11 protein-coding genes, 4 tRNA genes, 1 rRNA gene and 2 pseudogenes are annotated in these 18,404 nt (G+C 52.3%); 3 read left to right on the forward strand and 15 right to left on the reverse strand.

All coding sequences use genetic code 11. From position 1 onward, the window contains the following. Positions 1-136: 136 nt before the first annotated feature. The 3 genes from EZJ17_RS08515 to EZJ17_RS08525 all read right to left on the reverse strand — a co-directional run bounded on the left by EZJ17_RS08515 (position 137) and on the right by EZJ17_RS08525 (position 1,933). Positions 137-212: transfer RNA gene (locus EZJ17_RS08515), tRNA-Ala, on the reverse strand. A gap of 35 nt (positions 213-247) precedes the next feature. After that, positions 248-324 (reverse strand) — tRNA-Ile (locus EZJ17_RS08520). Between the two features lie 68 nt (positions 325-392). After that, a 16S ribosomal RNA gene (locus tag EZJ17_RS08525) occupies positions 393-1,933 on the reverse strand. Between the two features lie 535 nt (positions 1,934-2,468). On the opposite strand from EZJ17_RS08525, the pseudogene EZJ17_RS10665 reads away from it, so the two are divergent. Together EZJ17_RS10665 and EZJ17_RS10670 are read left to right on the forward strand one after the other, a co-directional pair. Then, positions 2,469-2,764, forward strand: a pseudogene (locus tag EZJ17_RS10665) (hypothetical protein). A 198-nt stretch (positions 2,765-2,962) separates the two neighbouring features. Further along, a pseudogene (locus EZJ17_RS10670) lies at positions 2,963-3,306 on the forward strand (hypothetical protein). Between the two features lie 409 nt (positions 3,307-3,715). Here the strand turns inward: EZJ17_RS10670 and prfB are convergent. From prfB to EZJ17_RS08555, 4 genes are all read right to left on the reverse strand, one after another. Beyond that, positions 3,716-4,819 carry a peptide chain release factor 2 gene (gene prfB / locus EZJ17_RS08540; protein WP_067440267.1) on the reverse strand — a complete coding sequence of 368 codons (1,104 nt, stop codon included), beginning with the start codon at positions 4,817-4,819 and terminating at the stop codon, positions 3,716-3,718. A gap of 164 nt (positions 4,820-4,983) precedes the next feature. Next, positions 4,984-6,300 (reverse strand): putrescine-ornithine antiporter, encoded by a 1,317-nt coding sequence (gene potE, locus EZJ17_RS08545; protein ID WP_067440264.1) that lies wholly within the window; start codon positions 6,298-6,300, stop codon positions 4,984-4,986. A 127-nt stretch (positions 6,301-6,427) separates the two neighbouring features. Next, positions 6,428-8,590 carry an ornithine decarboxylase gene (locus EZJ17_RS08550; RefSeq protein ID WP_067440262.1) on the reverse strand — a complete coding sequence of 721 codons (2,163 nt, stop codon included), beginning with the start codon at positions 8,588-8,590 and terminating at the stop codon, positions 6,428-6,430. A gap of 532 nt (positions 8,591-9,122) precedes the next feature. Next, positions 9,123-10,919, reverse strand: coding sequence for an aminopeptidase P family protein (locus EZJ17_RS08555; RefSeq protein ID WP_067440259.1), 1,797 nt, complete (start codon positions 10,917-10,919; stop codon positions 9,123-9,125). A gap of 30 nt (positions 10,920-10,949) precedes the next feature. Between EZJ17_RS08555 and EZJ17_RS08560 the strand changes: the two genes are divergently transcribed. Continuing rightward, positions 10,950-11,198 carry a hypothetical protein gene (locus tag EZJ17_RS08560; protein ID WP_151086412.1) on the forward strand — a complete coding sequence of 83 codons (249 nt, stop codon included), beginning with the start codon at positions 10,950-10,952 and terminating at the stop codon, positions 11,196-11,198. Positions 11,199-11,220: 22 nt separating this feature from the next. Here the strand turns inward: EZJ17_RS08560 and EZJ17_RS08565 are convergent, their stop codons facing one another. The 8 genes from EZJ17_RS08565 to EZJ17_RS08600 form a co-directional block, all read right to left on the reverse strand. Further along, positions 11,221-12,708 (reverse strand): peptide MFS transporter, encoded by a 1,488-nt coding sequence (locus EZJ17_RS08565; protein ID WP_067444462.1) that lies wholly within the window; start codon positions 12,706-12,708, stop codon positions 11,221-11,223. A 629-nt stretch (positions 12,709-13,337) separates the two neighbouring features. Continuing rightward, positions 13,338-14,030, reverse strand: coding sequence for an epoxyqueuosine reductase QueH (locus EZJ17_RS08570; RefSeq protein WP_067440253.1), 693 nt, complete (start codon positions 14,028-14,030; stop codon positions 13,338-13,340). A 211-nt stretch (positions 14,031-14,241) separates the two neighbouring features. After that, positions 14,242-14,814, reverse strand: coding sequence for a 50S ribosomal protein L25/general stress protein Ctc (locus tag EZJ17_RS08575; RefSeq protein ID WP_003824618.1), 573 nt, complete (start codon positions 14,812-14,814; stop codon positions 14,242-14,244). A 64-nt stretch (positions 14,815-14,878) separates the two neighbouring features. Next, complete coding sequence (locus EZJ17_RS08580) at positions 14,879-15,862, reverse strand: ribose-phosphate pyrophosphokinase (protein ID WP_151086576.1); 984 nt, start codon at positions 15,860-15,862, stop codon at positions 14,879-14,881. A 389-nt stretch (positions 15,863-16,251) separates the two neighbouring features. Beyond that, positions 16,252-16,328 (reverse strand) — tRNA-Gln (locus EZJ17_RS08585). Between the two features lie 19 nt (positions 16,329-16,347). Further along, positions 16,348-16,424 (reverse strand) — tRNA-Gln (locus EZJ17_RS08590). Positions 16,425-16,611: 187 nt separating this feature from the next. Continuing rightward, positions 16,612-17,469, reverse strand: a complete 858-nt coding sequence (ispE, locus tag EZJ17_RS08595) for a 4-(cytidine 5'-diphospho)-2-C-methyl-D-erythritol kinase (protein ID WP_067440244.1) — start codon at positions 17,467-17,469, stop codon at positions 16,612-16,614. Further along, a complete protein-coding gene (locus EZJ17_RS08600; protein WP_067440241.1) occupies positions 17,466-18,059 on the reverse strand; it encodes an outer membrane lipoprotein LolB in 594 nt (197 codons plus the stop codon). Before EZJ17_RS08600 ends, ispE begins: the two co-directional genes overlap by 4 nt. Positions 18,060-18,404: the final 345 nt, after the last annotated feature.

Here is an 18,404-nt window from a genome sequence, read left to right on the forward strand (position 1 = left end):
TGTTGATTTCGGCTTGCCAATTTGTTAAAGATCGATGCGTTTTGACTTCGCAAATAAAAATAAACTACCGCTCAAAACTGCAACATGTAACAGCTTGCTCGCATATTTAGCATACTTTTATTTGGAAAGTATTGTGTGGTGGAGGCAAACGGGATCGAACCGATGACCCCCTGCTTGCAAAGCAGGTGCTCTACCAACTGAGCTATGCCCCCAGTACCTGGGCGGATCTGCTCCACTCTACGCCTACTGGTGGGTCTGGGAGGACTTGAACCTCCGACCCCACGCTTATCAAGCGTGTGCTCTAACCAGCTGAGCTACAAACCCAACATTCTCTTCGCATCTGTATCCGATTACCGATAGGTGTGGATGCTCTACCCCTACTTTTTCTCTAGAAAGGAGGTGATCCAGCCGCAGGTTCCCCTACGGCTACCTTGTTACGACTTCACCCCAGTCATGAAGCATACCGTGGCAAGCGAGCTCCTTGCGGTTACCCTACCTGCTTCTGGTATCCCCCACTCCCATGGTGTGACGGGCGGTGTGTACAAGACCCGGGAACGTATTCACCGCAGTATGCTGACCTGCGATTACTAGCGATTCCGACTTCATGCACTCGAGTTGCAGAGTGCAATCCGGACTACGATCGGTTTTCTGGGATTGGCTCCGCCTCGCGGCTTGGCTACCCTCTGTACCGACCATTGTATGACGTGTGAAGCCCTGGTCATAAGGGCCATGAGGACTTGACGTCATCCCCACCTTCCTCCGGTTTGTCACCGGCAGTCTCATTAGAGTGCCCAACTAAATGATGGCAACTAATGACAAGGGTTGCGCTCGTTGCGGGACTTAACCCAACATCTCACGACACGAGCTGACGACAGCCATGCAGCACCTGTGTTACGGCTCCCGAAGGCACCCCTCTATCTCTAAAGGGTTCCGTACATGTCAAAACCAGGTAAGGTTCTTCGCGTTGCATCGAATTAATCCACATCATCCACCGCTTGTGCGGGTCCCCGTCAATTCCTTTGAGTTTTAATCTTGCGACCGTACTCCCCAGGCGGTCGATTTCACGCGTTAGCTACGCTACTAAGCAATCAAGTTGCCCAACAGCTAATCGACATCGTTTAGGGCGTGGACTACCAGGGTATCTAATCCTGTTTGCTACCCACGCTTTCGAGCATGAACGTCAGTGTTATCCCAGGGGGCTGCCTTCGCCATCGGTATTCCTCCACATCTCTACGCATTTCACTGCTACACGTGGAATTCTACCCCCCTCTGACACACTCTAGCTATCCAGTTCAGAACGCAGTTCCCAGGTTGAGCCCGGGGATTTCACATCCTGCTTAAATAACCATCTGCGCTCGCTTTACGCCCAGTAATTCCGATTAACGCTCGCACCCTACGTATTACCGCGGCTGCTGGCACGTAGTTAGCCGGTGCTTATTCTTTCGGTACCGTCAGCAAAGGGTGGTATTAGCACCCTCCTTTTCTTCCCGAACAAAAGTACTTTACAACCCGAAGGCCTTCTTCATACACGCGGCATGGCTGGATCAGGGTTGCCCCCATTGTCCAAAATTCCCCACTGCTGCCTCCCGTAGGAGTCTGGGCCGTGTCTCAGTCCCAGTGTGGCGGATCGTCCTCTCAGACCCGCTACTGATCGTCGCCTTGGTAGGCCTTTACCCCACCAACTAGCTAATCAGTTATCGGCCGCTCGAATAACGCGAGGTCTTGCGATCCCCCGCTTTCTCCCTCAGGACGTATGCGGTATTAGCCAATCTTTCGATTGGTTATCCCCCATTACTCGGTACGTTCCGATATATTACTCACCCGTTCGCCACTCGCCGGCAGTAGTGCAAGCACTACCCCGCTGCCGTTCGACTTGCATGTGTAAAGCATGCCGCCAGCGTTCAATCTGAGCCAGGATCAAACTCTTATGTTCAATCTCTAACTTAATACTTCTGGTCTGCTTCAAAGAAATCGACAGAACAATGTTAAACATCGTCTTGTCTTCTTCTCAACAGTGCAGGTGTAAAACACCCACACTTATCGGTAATCTGATTGTTAAAGAGCTGCTGAACCGTAAAACCGACAACAAAACCGTGCCGTAAGGAACAGCGAAGATGCGGACTATACGCCTACCAAAATATTTTGTCAAATACCGGAAAACAAAATATCCACAAACAAAAACTAAATCACTAAGACGGAAGAAGTTTCATTAGCGGAAAATTGCGTACCACATCTGCCACCATTCTCATCCATCCCCTTTTCTAGTTAAACGACATAGAATATACGCCGTTAAAAACATCCCATAGGTTTCCAGTATGAATTTCCCGCCCTGCCAAGTTCCCTTCATCCGCCCACGCCGGATGCGTAGAGATGATTTTTCTCGTTGCCCGATGCGGTAAGCATCCCCTCACTTAATCTACCCTGTATTCGTGCTGGAGCAATGCTCTGGCAACGAGCCCATTCCTTCCATGCCCGACATTGAGCGGCAAACCTTGGATAACCTGCTGCACCAAGCTGAGCAAGCTTGCGAACTGGGCATTCCCATGCTGACCTTATTTCCTGCTTCAGTGCCGCATAAAGACCTAACTGCCAGCGAAGCCTACAACTCAGAAGCATCGTACCGCACACCGTACGCGCCTTGCGCGACCGCTCTCCCGAGTTGGGCATGATGACTGATGTAGCACTCGACCCCTACACCAGTCACGGCCAAGACAGCTTGATTGATGAAAATGGCTACGTATGTATTATAATGATGAAACCATAGAAGTGCTGATTAAATAAGCATATGCCACGCTGAAGCCGGCGTACAAGTGGTTGCCCCTCCGATATGATGGACGGTCGTATTGGCTCCATCCACGCGCCATCCACGAAGCCTTGGAAGATGCCGGCCACATCCATACCCGACTGATGGCCTATTCTGCTAAATTATGCTTCCACCTTCTACGGTCCGTTCCGCGATGCAGTGGGCAGTTCCGCCAACTTAGGCAAGGCTGACAAACGCACTTATCAAATGGGTCCCGCCAACAGCAACAAAGCCTTGCACGAAATCGCATTTGACCAGACATGGTGATGGTGAAGCCTAGCCTGCCCTATCTCAATGCCATCCGCTGCATGAAAGACCAATTCGGCGTACTCTCCTATGCCTACCAAATATCCAGCGAATACACCATGCTCCAAGCCGCCATCAAAAACGGCTGGCTTGACGGCAACAAAGTTATCATCGAAAGCCTGCTCGCCTTTAAACGCACCGGCGCAGACGGCATTCTCACCTATTACGCCATTGAAGCGGCCAAACAGCTAAGCTAACCGCCCAAGCCGGGCTCACCTGCATTCCCTGCGCCCCCAAAGCCCGCACATTACAGGCCGCCCGGTACAGCCAGCACAAAAACACCAAACCCGAACACAGCAGCAAACCAACCAACACCCAAGTTCCAGACACTGCCACCCTGCCAAGTTGCCGAGTTCCCCTGTCGACAATTCCAGCCAACCCAACGCCTTCAACAAAACCATTCCCACCAGCCAACTCAATAATTGGCTCAGGCACACCAATACCGCCAAAAGTTGCACCCGCTGAGTAAGGCTGGCTTAGGCGAAATGTGTATTCACGCTGTCGTTTAGTCATCATATTGCCCCTTGAGTTAAACGTTTGAGGCTACCTGAAACCCTCATCACACTTTCAGGTGGCCTTTCTGCATTCAAATCACTTAGGCGGCAATCACATGCCCTGTTTCAAGCTAGCTTCGATGAAGTCGTCCAAATCGCCGTCGAGCACAGCTTTGGTGTTACCGGTTTCGTAGCTGGTGCGCAAGTCTTTGATGCGAGAGGAATCGAGCACATAAGAGCGGATTTGGCTGCCCCAGCCCACGTCTGATTTACCTTCTTCCAGCGCCTGTTTTTCCTCGTTGCGCTTACGCATTTCCAACTCAAACAGCTTGGCACGCAGCATTTCTTCGCACACGCGGCGGTTGTCGTGCTGCGAGCGGCTGTTTTGCGACTGCACCACGATGCCGGTGGGAATATGCGTCATGCGCACGGCGGAGTCGGTTTTGTTGATGTGCTGGCCGCCGGCACCGGATGCGCGGTAGGTATCGGTGCGCACGTCTGCCGGGTTGATTTCCACTTCGAAGCTGTCGTCCACTTCGGGGTAGACGAATACGGAGGCAAAGGAGGTGTGGCGTTTGTTGTTGGAGTCGAATGGCGAGTGGCGCACCAGGCGGTGCACACCGGTTTCGGTGCGCAGCAGACCATAGGCGTATTCGCCCTCCAGGCGGATGGTGGCGCGATTGATACCGGCGATTTCGCCGTCGTCCTGCTCCATGATTTCCACTTTGAAGCCTTTGCGCTCGCCATAGCGCACATACATGCGCAGGAGCATGCCGGCCCAATCTTCGGCTTCGGTGCCGCCGGCGCCGGCCGTGATGTCGATAAAGCAGTTGTTCACGTCGGCAGGCTGGCTGAACATGCGCTTGAATTCGAGCTCGGCCATTTGTTTTTCCAACTCAGCTACGTCTTCCTCAATAGCAGCGAAGCTGTCTTCATCGCCCTCTTCCAGCGCCATATCGATGAGTAGGCGGTTGTCGTCGATGCCGCTGGCGATATTGTCGAGCGTGAGCACAATGCCTTCGAGCACTTTGCGCTCTTTGCCGATTTCTTGGGCGCGTTTGGGATCGTTCCAAAGCTCGGGATCTTCGGATAGGCCGACCACTTCTTCCAGCCGGTCTTTTTTGCCGTCGTACTCGAGATACACGCGAATTTCGCCACTGCGTTTTTCTAAATCGGCGAGGGTGTTGTTGAGCAGGTTGATGCGTTCGGCTTCCATAATTATTGTCTTGTTTAATGCGTTAAATTCAGGGGATGTATTGTAACAGATTCGGAATGGCTACCTGAAAAAGCGCAGCCCCCGAACTCTCCTCTATTTAGAATTCGGGGGCTGCTTTTAGCAGGTTTGTCTAAACTGTATTCAGACCGGTTTGCTATAACCGACTAATACGGCTCTTTCAGGTCGAATTTCTTACCAGCAACCTGACCGTAGATCAGCCAGCCGAAGAAAGTTACCAAACCACCACCGAGCATGGCGTCTGCGCCTGAACCATACAGGGCATAGAAACTGTATATATTGCCAACCAAGGCAACGAAAGTGGTTACTTTCAATTCACCAGCCGGCACGTTGCTGACTTTCTGCATTACATACAGGGCAGACATAGACAGTACGTAGGGCACGAGGTTGGTTACTACAGCCAAGTTCACCAATACGTCGAACTGCTCACTCAAGCTCGGGCTTATGGTCATCAGGGAGAGCAGGGTTTGAACCACGCACAGGATGATCATACCTACCAACGGAGTGTTAGATTTGGTAACAGAGCTGAACGCTTTGGGGAAGTAACCTTGGTCAGCACTGGATTTGAACACTTGAGCCACAGTGAACTGCCAACCCAACAGGGAACCAGTACAAGCCAGCACCATCAAACCCATTACCACTTTACCGATAGTCGGATTAAAGATTTGGGCAAATACCAAACCGAACGGACCATCAGAGGCAGCCAAAGTAGAATTGTCTACAATACCAGCTACTACGTTGGTAGAAACAATGTAGATTACCGCAGTCATCATGGTACCACCCAATACAGCGATCGGTACGTTTTTCTCGGGGTTTTCTACAGCATCGGAGTTTGCACAAGCAGATTCCAAGCCAAGGAATGACCACAGAGTGATTGAGATGGATTTCGGCAGTGCTTCAAACACACCGTAGTTATGCGGGTTCCAAGCGGCAGCATATTTAGCGCCATCAAACCAGAACCAGCCGATAATGGAAATACCAACCACCGGAATCACCACGCCCCACACGGTGAAGCTGCCGATGCGTCCGGTGATGGATGCGCCGCCGAAGTTAGCAACCGTGGTTACCCATACGAAGATAATGGTCCACATGGCTACTTGCTGCGGAGAAAGCTGCCATTCCATCAACTGGGCAAGGTAGCCTACTGCGGTAATAGCAATAGCGATGTTGGCAATTACAAGAGAAACGGCGTAGGTGTAGTTGGCAATAAAGTTACCGGATCTACCGAAGGCATACTCGGCATAACCACCCATACCACCAGTATTTTTACTGAAGCGGCCACACTTAGCGAACGCGTAAGCCAAGGCCAAAGAGCCACCAGCGGTAACTAGCCACGATAAAATAGAAATCGTACCAACCTGAGCCAATTTGGCCGGCAACAGGATGATGCCTGAGCCCATCATATTTACCATGGTGAGAATGGTCAGTTGCACCACGCCCATCTTGTTTTGAGAGGTTGACATATACTTAATCCTTCTTAATGCAGCAGGCGGGTTTAGCCAATATTCTGGCGAAGCCTGCGCTGCCGCGCAATCAAATTTATCTAACAAAGGCTACCCGAAACCGTTTCAGGTAGCCTGATACGGCTTATTAGCCTTTAACCACTACATGACCGAAAGCACGGCGGCTGCCGTCTTCCACGGTCTGCAGATATACACCTTGCAGCTCAGGTTCGAAACCAGGCAAGCAGTTGATGCCTTCTTCGAGAGCCAGGAAGTATTTCTGCACTGCACCACCCCAAACTTCGCCCGGGATAGTACACAGTACGCCCGGAGGATAAGGCAGAGCACCTTCAGCAGCGATTTGACCAGCGATTTCGCTCAAGCGAACCAGTTTCACTTCGTTGCGGATGAAGGCTTGCTGTGCATCGTAGGGCAGCATGGCTTGTTTCGGCCAGCCGTCGGCACGGAACATCTCGCTCTGCAACTGTTTCATGTTGTTGCGTTTGTAGAAGTCGTGCATTTCTTGGCACAGACGACGGATGGTGTAGCCTTTGTAGTACTCGGCGTTGCGGCCGTATACAGTGGGCACCACTTCGCTCATCGGGCTGTCGGCTTCGATGTGTTTTTCGAAGCGAGAGATCAGAGCAACCAAGTGTTCCATCTTAGCCAGGTCTTCGGCCGGGGTCATCAGAAACAGAATGGAGTTCAAGTCGCATTTTTCCGGAACGATACCGTTATCGCGCAGGAAGTTAGCCAAAATGGTAGCAGGTACACCGAAGTCTTCGTATTCACCGGTTTCCACATTGATACCAGGAGTGGTCAACAGGAATTTGCACGGGTCAACAAAGTATTGGCCTTTACCGTAGCCAGGGAAGGAGTGCCATTTAGCGCCCGGTTCAAATTCGAAGAAACGCAGGTCGTTGGCTATCTTTTCAGTCGGGTAGGATTCCCACGGTTTGCCGTCGATGGTTTCCGGAATAAATGGTTTGATCAGCTTGCAGCTTGCACGCAGCATCTTACGAGCTTCAATACCTACGGTTACGCAGTCGCGCCACAGGTTGCGACCTACTTCGCCATCCAAAACCCGAGCGTTCACGTCCAGAGAAGCGAACATCGGGTAGAACGGGCTGGTAGAAGCATGAATCATGAACGCATTGTTGAAGCGTTTGTGGCTGCAATAGCGTTTCTGGCCTTTAATGTGGCTGTCTTTTTTGTGAATCTGAGAAGCTTGAGAGAAGCCGGCCAGTTGTTTGTGTACGGATTGGGTAACGAAGATGCCAGGATCGTTTTCGTTCAGTTCCAGCAGCATCGGTGAGCAGTCGCGCATCATCGGGATGAATTGCTCGTAACCTACCCAAGCAGAGTCGAACAGGATGTAGTCGCACAAGTGACCAATGCGGTCTACTACTTGGCGAGCATTGTAGATGGTACCGTCGTAAGTACCCAACTGAATGATAGCCAAGCGGAACGGACGTTCTTCTTTAGCACGCTCCGGAGCAACTTTAGCCAGTTGTTCGCGGATGTAGGCTTCTTCGAAGCAAGCATTGTCAATACCACCGATGAAGCCGTAGGGGTTACGAGTAGTTTGCAGGTAAACCGGGATAGCGCCGCCAGTAATCAGCGCGCCGATGGTGTTAGATTTGTGGTTGTTGCGGTCGAACAATACCAGGTCGCCTTTAGCCAAGAGAGCGTTGGCCACCACTTTATTGGAAGAAGAAGTACCGTTCAGAACGAAGTAGGTCTTGTCAGCATTGAACACTTTGGCAGCGTATTGCTGAGCTGCACAAGCAGGTCCTTCGTGGATCAGCAAATCACCCAAGCGAACGTCGGCATTGCACAAGTCGGCGCGGAATACGTTTTCACCGAAGAATTCGTAAAATTCGCGGCCGGCAGGGTGTTTGCGGTAGAACTGTCCACCTTGGTGTCCGGGGCAGTCGAACTGGGCGTTACCGATATTTACATACTGCTTCAGCGTACCGAAAAAAGGAGGGGCAAGTTTGGAACCATATTGATTTACGGCAGTATCCACTTGGCGGCCATAGTATTCTTCATTGCCGCGACCTAATTGAATCACGCCGTTCACACGGGTCAACAGGCTTTCGGGCACGCTCTCGCCGGGCTGCAGAGCAACAAATACCGGAATACCGAAGCCGGTGGCTTCAACCTGCTCTACAGCCTTGGCTGCGTCAGCAGTAGAAGCAACAACGGCACCAATACCTGCGAGGTCGGCACCTTGCACGTCCACCACATCTAACTCAGTGGTGAAGCCCTGTTGAACAGACGGGCTGGCTGCTACTTTCAAAAACGTCATATCAAACTCCTATGTGTTTAAAAACACCGCCGCCAAACCACAGCGGCAGCAATGGGAAAACTCTTTATTTGGAGTGATGAGTGTATGTTATGTTTTGTGTTTTTGTGTTTTTGTGTAGTTTTGTGAATCAGTCATCTTGCTCCGCATTCCACCTAAACAAAATTTAGCATTTTGCTTTATTATTAACCAAACAATAAGTGCTAAATTCTCTGTGCGCTTAAATGAAAACGGTTCACATCTCTATTTCTTTATATGCTAACACAGCGCAATTCTTAAAATTTTTCCCTTGCTGCGCAGTGAAATATTAGCATAACTGCCAAACAACTGCCAAATATTTTTCGCTTGAAAAGCAACAAAAAACAACCTACTGACCGTAAGTCTATTATTTGTAAAAACAAGTTATGTAAAAATTTCTTTACACGAAACGGAAATTGCCCCTTTCCAGACAGAAAATATGGCCTGAAAGGCAAAAAAAACTACCTGAAATCCAGGTAGTCTTTTGTCAGCACGTTATTGAACCACATCATCAAAATCAAATGGGCTGGGTATTCTTCTCCAGCCATGCTTTAGCTGCACCTTCGGTATGCGGGGCCAGTTTTTCGCGCACGAGGGAGTGGTAGTCGTTTAGCCAAGCGGCTTCGTCGTCGCTCAACATACTGCGTTCGATAAGCTGCGTATCAATTGGGCACAGGGTAAGCTGCTCGAAGCACAGGTATTGGCCAAATTCGGTTTCCTTCGGCTGTTTCACGCGACGGTGCACTACCAGGTTTTCAATGCGGATACCCCATTTGCCCGAACGGTATAAACCAGGCTCATTAGAGGTAATCATGTTTTCTTTCATATTGTTGCACTTGAGACCAGAAGTGTTGTAGGCAATTTTCTGCGGGCCTTGGTGCACGTTGAGGAAATAACCTACACCGTGGCCGGTACCGTGACCGTAGTCGCACTGCTCTTTCCACAGCGGTGCACGGCAGATGGCATCCAGTACTTGACCGGAGAGATTTTCCGGGAACACTGCTTCGGCTAGGGCAATGTGTGCTTTTAGCACGCGGGTGTAGTCACGTTTCTGCTCGGCAGTAGGCGAACCAATAGGGATAACGCGGGTGATATCAGTGGTACCGTCCAGATAGTGTGCCCCGGAGTCGATCAGCAGGATGCCCTGCCCTGTGATGGTGCTATAGTGCTCGGGTGTAGCGGCATAGTGCGGCAAAGCGGCATTCTCGTTGAAGCCGGCAATAGTATCAAAGCTGAGCGAAATGTAATCGGCCTGACGGCTGCGGTGGTCGATTAACATGGTATCGATATCCAGCTCAGTAACGATTTCGCCGGCGGCCAGTTTCTGCTCTAGCTCGGCAAAGAAGCCGCACAAAGCCACTCCGTCACGCACCATGGCATGTTTGGCGTGTTCGATTTCGGCTTCAGACTTGCAGGCTTTAAATAGGGTGCTGGGGTTGATGTCTTTAATTACACGCACACTGTCGGGCAACTTGCCCAAGGTGTAAACGGCGGTGCGGTCGGGATCGACTAGGAGGCTGCCACTGAGTTTGCCCACGGCATCCACCACGCTGCGGTATTCAGCCACGTCGATTTTGGCTTCGTTCAGTACTTTGCGGCAGGCATCAGTGAGCTTGGTGGGATTCACAAACAGGGTAGCCCGTTCGGCATCAATCAGCAGATAGGAGATAAACAGGGGGTTGAACGGCACGTCATTGCAGCGCAGACTGGTAATCCAAGCGATGTCGTCGAGCGAGGAAACCAAATGACGGTCGGCACCAAGTTCTTTCATTGCAGCACGCACACGGGCGAGTTTTTCCGGCACGCTTTCTGATGAGAATCGGGCTTCGTGTACGAAAATAGGACTTTCCGGCAAGCCGGGGCGGTCGTGCCAGAAGTTATTGAGCAGGTCGGTATCAAGCCGCAGGTAGATGTTTTTCGCAGCAAAATCAGCCTGCATTTCGTGCTTGAGTGAGAGCGACAAACCATCTGCCGGAATGCCGACTACGGAGTTTTCAGGTAGCCTCTCAGCCAACGATTCAACCATGGTGGGGTAACTCTGGCCGAGTTTCTGCAATACGAAACCGCTGCCTTCGAGCTGGCGTTTGGCCTGTTCCCAATAACGGCTGTCCACCCACAATTCGGCGAAATCAGCGCTCACGGCCAGCGTGCCGACCGAGCCATCAAAGCCGGACAACCAAGCACGGCCGCACCAATGTTCGGGCAAGTATTCGGAAATATGTGGGTCGGCGGAGGGCACAATCCAAACGTCAATTTTCTGTTCTTGCATGGTTTGCCGCAGGGCGGCGAGACGTTGTGCGTGAATATTACTCATAGCTGACTCCTTTGGCAGTTACTGGTAAAGATGCTGCTGATGCAAGGTGTTGCTGCTTTAACTTGTCTGATTGTAAAGTACGCATTTATTGCCGCTTATCGTTGCTATATTAAATATCGCCGGCAGCTGCAAGCCTACCTGAAAACAATCCGCTTACAAAGCGGCAAATATGATTTTTCAAATGCAAAGTTAATGCAATCATATTGCCTAGTTAGAGAAGTATGGAAAACCACCACGACAGCATTTTCCGGCAGAGGTTTTAGTGAGTGGGTAACTTGAGGCTACCTGAAAATCATGCAATTTAGTCTATGTCGCTCAACAGACGGTTCAACATAGGCAGCATCACCAGCAACACCACGCCTGCACTGATGCCGAGGATGCCCAACAGTTGGTAGAATTCAATTACCTTGGTAGCATTATACAACTGGTCGAACAGTACCCCACCCAGTGTGAAACCCAACGAAATGGTAAGGAAATTGAACGATACCATCTGTGTTTTGAATACTTCGGGCGCAATTTTGGTGGCAAACGACAAAGAAATCGGCGAGAGCAGCAGCTCAGCAATGGTAATCGTGAGAATCAGTAGCGCCATTACCACCAGCGGCATAACCTGACCGGAGGAAAGGAAAGGAATGAAGCACAGGTAGGATGCACCCAGAATCACCATCGACAAGGTAAATTTCATGGGTGTTTTCGGTTGGCGGGTGCCCATTTTGGTCCACAGCGCAGCCATCAGGCCGGCAAATACGATAACCCACAGACTCTGTAAAGCGGCCAGCCAAGCCACGGGGATTTCGAAGCCCCACAACACGCGGTTAGACGTTTCGTCAAAGTAAATGGTTACCACAGTGTAAATCTGAAACCACACCGCCCAAAACAGGCACATTACCGCAAACATCGGTACATAGGCCAGAATATGGCGTTTTTCCGCATAAGAAACCTGCTCACTGGTAAACATGCGCACGAAATAAGTAAGGCTGGTAATAATTACCACGATCAAGAGTACACGTGAAAAATTTTCCAGATGCAACAGCTTACCCGCAATACTGCCACCTAGCACCATCGAAGCGATTACCGCAATGGATACAGCCAGTTTGCGCCGCTCGGGCGGCAACGGATTGGCAGGCGGAGAGGGCGGCAATTGGCTACGGCCGCGCCAGTATTGCCACAGGCCGAAAGCCATGCCTATGGCTGCCGCGCCGAAACCGTAGTGGAAGCCGTATTTCAACTGCAGCCAACCGGTGAGCAACGGGCCGATAAAGCCGCCGATGTTGATGGCAGTGTAAAAAATTGAGAATCCCGCATCGCGCAGGTGCCGCCGCGACGGATCTTCATATAGCGATCCCACCATGGCGCCGGCAGAAGACTTCACCCCACCGCTTCCCAAGGCAATCAGCACCAGGCCAACAATCAGCCCACCCAAACCCGGCAGCACAGCCAGGGCAATATGGCCGAGCATTACCACCACGCCCGACCAAAACAGGGTTTTTTCCGCTCCCAATACGCGGTCGGCCAACCAGCCGCTCAGAATGGTGGCCAAATAGATACTGCCGCTGTATGCGCCTACCACACCGCCGGCCAGATTTTTATCGATGCCCAGGCCGCCGTCTTTAGTGGCGTAGTAGAGGTAAATCAGCAGGATGGCCTGCATGCCGTAAAAAGAGAAACGTTCCCACAGCTCAATATGGAACATGGTACCCAATTGACGTGGATGGCCGAAAAAATCACCTTTGGATGAGCCGCCTTCGGTGACGGGAGTGGTAAAGCGTTCATTGGTTGGCGTAGTCATAAAGGATTCCTTGCTAATGGTCTGTTTTTCTATGCCTGCGTACAGACTACCTGAAAAATGCTGCGTTGCGCCTCATCCAACCATGGCAAGCCTGCTTCCGGCCAAGCGGCGCTGTTGTAACAAAAAATAATTCCTCCTTTGGCAGAAGAATACGGACGGTATCCAAATGAAAGCCGCATCCGCTTTTCCTGCACAAAGGGGGACTTGGTGTGGCACATATTAGTATGCACTGCGCCTGCGTGCAAGCATAAATTTGCATTTCCCAACATTTATTTTCCTAATCAGCAACCCAAAGTGCTTTACAAACGCCGAATACAGTGCCTTTCAGCGATTTTCTCTTTCTTAATAGAAGTGGAAGCTACCTGAAAAATGTGCGCCGGGATTTTCAGATAGCCTCATGTAGCGGTATAGCGATCCGCCCTACTCTGTTGGAAAACTGTAGCGCAGTGTTGCTACGCAAACATCGATTTGGGCAGCCCCTCCCAATTTTCAGGTAGTCTACGCCTATATCGGTTTTGCTCGCTGCAAGCTATGTAGCAGCTTGTTTCGTACCCGCTCGCTGCAATTAAAGCTGCAATAAAAAGGCTACCTGAAAATTCCAGGTAGCTTTTCCATGTAATCAGCAGCATTCAACCTGCATCCTCTTCATCACCATAATACTTCACCCCGATTCTAATCGGCGGCCGCCCTTGCGATTTACGGTGGGCGTTAGAATCACGCAGTGAGTAGGCACAGCCGCAATATTCCTGCTGGTAGAAGTGCTCGCGCTTACTAATTTCTATCATGCGCGAGCTGCCACCACCTTTGCGCCAATTATAGTCCCAATACACCAAACCAGGATGTTTTCTGGCGGCACTGTGGCCGCAATTATTGATTTGGCTCATATTTTTCCAGCGGGAAATGCCGAGACTGCTGGTGAACACAGGAAAGTCGTTTTCATAGGCATATTGGGCGGCTTTTTCAAAGCGCATATCGAAACACATGGTACAACGGACTCCGCGCTCGGGCTCGAATTCCATGCCCCTGGCTTTCTCAAACCATTCTTTACGGTCGTTTTCGTAGTCGTCGTCTTTGTCGATGAAAGGAATGCCGAATTTGTCGGCAAAATGCATGTTTTCTTCTTTGCGCAACAGGTATTCTTTGAGCGGATGAATATTGGGGTTGTAGAAATAGATGGTGTAGTCGATGCCGGAAGCAAGCAGGGCTTCCATCACTTCGCCGCTGCACGGGGCGCAGCAGGAATGGAGCAAGACTTTGTTTTGCCCTCCCGGCGGAACAAGCACGGGGCGGCTGATGGGGCTGACTTCAAGAGTGTGGTTCATGGTTTTTCCGTAATTTGGTTTGGGCAGGATTTTAACACCAAACGCAGCAGGGCTGCGGGCTGAAGAAGACGGTGAAGCTTTTTCAGGTAGCCTTTAAATACGAAGAGGCTGCCCGAAACTGCCAGCTATAACTTTTCAGGTAGCCTTTACACCGCAACACCGGCCAAACAAAACCCCGCTTTGCAGCGGGGTTTGTTATCAAAGCTATGGCTTATTTGCCTGCGGCGGTTACAGTGGCTACGGCCAAGTTGGCGCCACGGCGCAGGGAGGTGCTTTCCACGCCTTCCGGATATTGGATGTCGGACAGGTGCAATACGTCACCAGCCACAACTTTTTCGCAATCCAAAACCAGTTCGGACGGGATGTGTTTCGGATCCAGCAGCACTTCCACGCTGGTGCTCAGCAGAGCCACGCGGCTGTTTTGCAGTTTAACAGCCTGAGATTTCTCGGCATTAACCACGTGCAGTGGCAGGCGGATTTTGATCGGTTTGCCGGCTTCTACGATTTGGAAGTCGATGTGGCGCACTTCGCGGCGAACGGGGTGCATCTGGAAGTCGCGCACAATCACGTCGTGCTCTTTGCCGTTTAGCGCCAGTTTGATGATGGCGGTGTGGAACTCTTCTTTCTGCAGGGCAAAGAATACGGTTTTGTGGTCAACGGAAACAGCAGTGGCGTCAGAGCCGGCGCCGTAAACTACGGCAGGCACACGGCCTTCTCGGCGCAGGCGGCGGCTCGCACCAGTACCTTGCTCTTCGCGCACTTGGGCTTCAATTTTGAAAGACATGGTAAAACTCCATTTAAGTTAAAAAAGCCGTCTGCCGGGCTGCGACCAACCCTGACGGCGGGGATTACGGGAGGAACAATGCTCCCGGGGATGCCACATCCTCGTTGAAGAGGTATGAGACAGATTCTTCGTTGCTGATGCGGCGCATGGTTTCGGCCAGCAAACCGGCAATCGTAACTTGGCGGATACGGTCGCAGTTGCGGGCGGCATCAGACAGGGCGATGGTGTCGGTAATCACCACTTGGTCAATATCAGACGATGCGATGCGGCTCACGGCTTCGCCGGAGAACACGGGGTGGGTGGCATAGGCCAATACGCGTTCTGCACCGCGCTCTTTTAGAGCCGAAGCAGCTTTACACAGAGTGTTGGCAGTGTCGATCATGTCATCCACAATCAGACAGGTGCGGCCTTGAACATCACCGATGATGTTCATCACTTCGGCCACGTTGGCTTTGGGGCGGCGTTTGTCGATAATCGCCAAATCGGTGTTCAGCACCTTGGCCACGGCACGAGCACGCACCACGCCGCCGATGTCGGGGCTGACTACGGTAAGGTTTTCAATGCGTTGTTGAAGGATATCGTGCACCAAAATCGGGGTGGCATAGATGTTGTCCACCGGGATATCGAAAAAACCTTGGATTTGGTCGGCATGCAAATCCACAGTCAGTACACGATCGATGCCGGCAGTGGCGAGCATATTGGCCACCAGCTTGGCGGAAATCGGCACGCGCACGGAACGCGGGCGGCGGTCTTGGCGGGCATAGCCGAAATAGGGTATGGCAGCGGTAATACGACCAGCGGAAGCGCGCTTGAGCGCGTCGGCCATGGTGAGCAGCTCCATCAGATTATCGTTGGTGGGTGCGCAGGTGGACTGCAAAATAAACACATCGCGGCCACGCACGTTTTCCAAGAGTTCCACGGCGACCTCGCCATCGGAAAACTTGCCAACGGAAGCACTCCCCAATGAAATACCGAGGTGTTTCACCACATTTTCAGCCAAGCCGGCGCTAGCGTTGCCGGCGAATACCATTAAACTTTCGTATGCCATTTCTTCATTACCTGTGTTGTTTGCGGTCTCGCCGCCGACTGTGGGAAACATTGCCGCTCCCTCGCGCTTGGGTTTGACTGGCTTGCAAATGGTAGATTATACGCCGAGCGCAGGCAAAACCAAAGTGCTGTTTGTGCGGAATATCCACCATTTGTACCTGCTTGATATCGGGGGCGGGCAACGAATGCCTGAGCATGGTTTGCTTTCGCCCTTAATTGAGCAATCAAAACCGAATAAACGGGTTTCCACGGCAAGAAAATTCTTACCACTCCGGTTTTCGAACCGATTTTGTTTTGGCGAAACTCGCTACGCTCGTTTTCAGGTAGCCTTTTGGTGTATGGTGCATACAATAAAAATAAAAGCATGTACGCGTACATGCTTTTGTAAGGTGGCTGGGGATGTAGGATTCGAACCTACGCATGCCGGAATCAAAATCCGGTGCCTTAACCAGCTTGGCGAATCCCCAAATGTATTGTTTACGAATCTGGCTGGGGATGTAGGATTCGAACCTACGTATGTCGGATTCAGAATCCGATGCCTTAACCAACTTGGCGAATCCCCAGTACAATCCTGCTATTGCGGCAGGCGACTCAAGAAAGGGACGAATTATGCGTTTTTTTCGGTATATTGTCAAGCGTGCCTGATGTTTTTGTCATAGTGGATAAAATTGAGACAAAGCGGCGAGCCGCAGACAGCACAAGTAGTATGGCAAGGCGGGCCAACGCCGTAGCATTCTTTTTTTTAATCCACTATATTTTCAGGATGCCTTGCAAGGGATGCCTATCCAAACCGCGCACGCACCAGGCAGCCAGATTTTCAGGTAGCCTACTATAGATATACTCGGTTTCGTCTTGCGTGGCGCAGGCGATAAACAGGCAGGTGCCGGAACCGGTTAACTGCGGCGTGCCGTAATCTTGCAGCAGGCGGAATGCGGCGGCCACGGGCGGGTATTCGGCCAGCACCACGGCCTGCATATCGTTGCGGAAAGGTTGCAGTTGTGCGAAACCGGGCTGGGCACAGGGCGGGCTGTTGCGGGTGATATCGGGGTGGGCGAAGATTTTCGGCGTAGCCACATGCGCATCGGGGCGCACCACCACATACCATTGTTCCGGCACGGCCAGCGGGCTCAGGATTTCGCCGATGCCTTGCACAAAAGCGCTTTGGCCGAACAGGAAAAACGGCACGTCCGCACCCAGCTTCAGGCCGAGCGCCCGCAGCGTTTCGGGCGGCACGGCAGTGTACCACAAATGATTGAGGGCAAGCAGCACGGTAGCGGCATCCGAGCTGCCACCGCCCAGCCCGCCGCCGCTGGGAATATGTTTGTCCAGCCAGATTTCCACGCCGTTGGGGCTACCTGAAAACTGTTGCAACAGGCGGGCGGCGCGATGGCTCAAATCTTGTTCGGGCGGGATGCCGCCGGCGGGGTTGTGCAGGATGATTTGCCCGTCTTCGCGTGGCAGCAGCCATATTGTGTCGCATAGATCAATCAGGCAGAAGATGCTTTCGAGCAGATGGTAGCCATCGGCACGGCGGCCGATGATGCGCAGATCGAGATTGAGCTTGGCCGGGGCGGGAAAAGCAAGGGCGGCGGGGTGCGGCTGCATCATACGGCCTGCTCGGCATCGGCGGCGCAGCTACCGGGGCGGCGCTCGGGCTGGCCGAAGCGGTCGAACACCAGGCGCAGGCTCAGGCCGGTGCGTTCCAGCAGCAGCATGCGCACTTGGCCGTCTTCGCCCAAATTGCGTTGGATTTTCCAGCCCATTTGCTGCAGGCGGCCGTCGGGCAGCACGCTGTAGGGCTCGCCGGGCACGCGCAGGCCGTTGGCCCAGCGGTCGATATAGGCCACGGGCAGGTCGTAGCCGAGCAGCTGGCGGCTGAGTTCGGCAGTGGTGGCGGCGCGGAAAACCTGGCCGTCGGACGCCACCGCCTGCACCCCGCCGCCGTCTTGGCACAACCGGCCCACACTGTTGCCCAGCGGGGTTTTCACTTCAAACAGCTGCACGGCGGCTGTGCGCAGCCAATCGAAATTGGCATAGCTGCCGCGTTCGTTTTCCTTCACGCCCATGCGGCCGGAGGCTTCGAATTCGGGCGTGGCGGCATCGTCGCGCCAGCTTTCGGCAGACATTTGCGTGCCAAGGCCGGTACAGGCGGCGAGCAGGAGGGCGGCAGAGATTGGGAGGAGGCGGTGTCGGATCATGGGCTTTCGTATTCTGAATGGATGGCAAGAGCGGCCGGATGGATATGAAAATTTTCAGGTAGCCTCAAGCCGAGGAGAGGCTACCTGAAAATCGCCCGGCCAACGGAATGGCCGTTATCCCTATCTGGTAACGGGCGGATTTTAGCACGACATCAGCAGCTTGGGCGGGCCGATTATCAACCCTGCCCCACGAAATCAGCTGCCGTCGGCAACGTTGCAGGCTACCTGAAAGCAAAGCATCAACGAAGCCGGAAATACGTTCGCCCTATTTTCAGGTAGCCTTAGCTATGGCGACAGGGCGGATATATAACGGATGGGAAAAAAGCAGACCGAGCGGCACAACAC

Source organism: Eikenella exigua (assembly GCF_008805035.1).
Classification (GTDB): Bacteria; Pseudomonadota; Gammaproteobacteria; order Burkholderiales; family Neisseriaceae; genus Eikenella; species Eikenella exigua.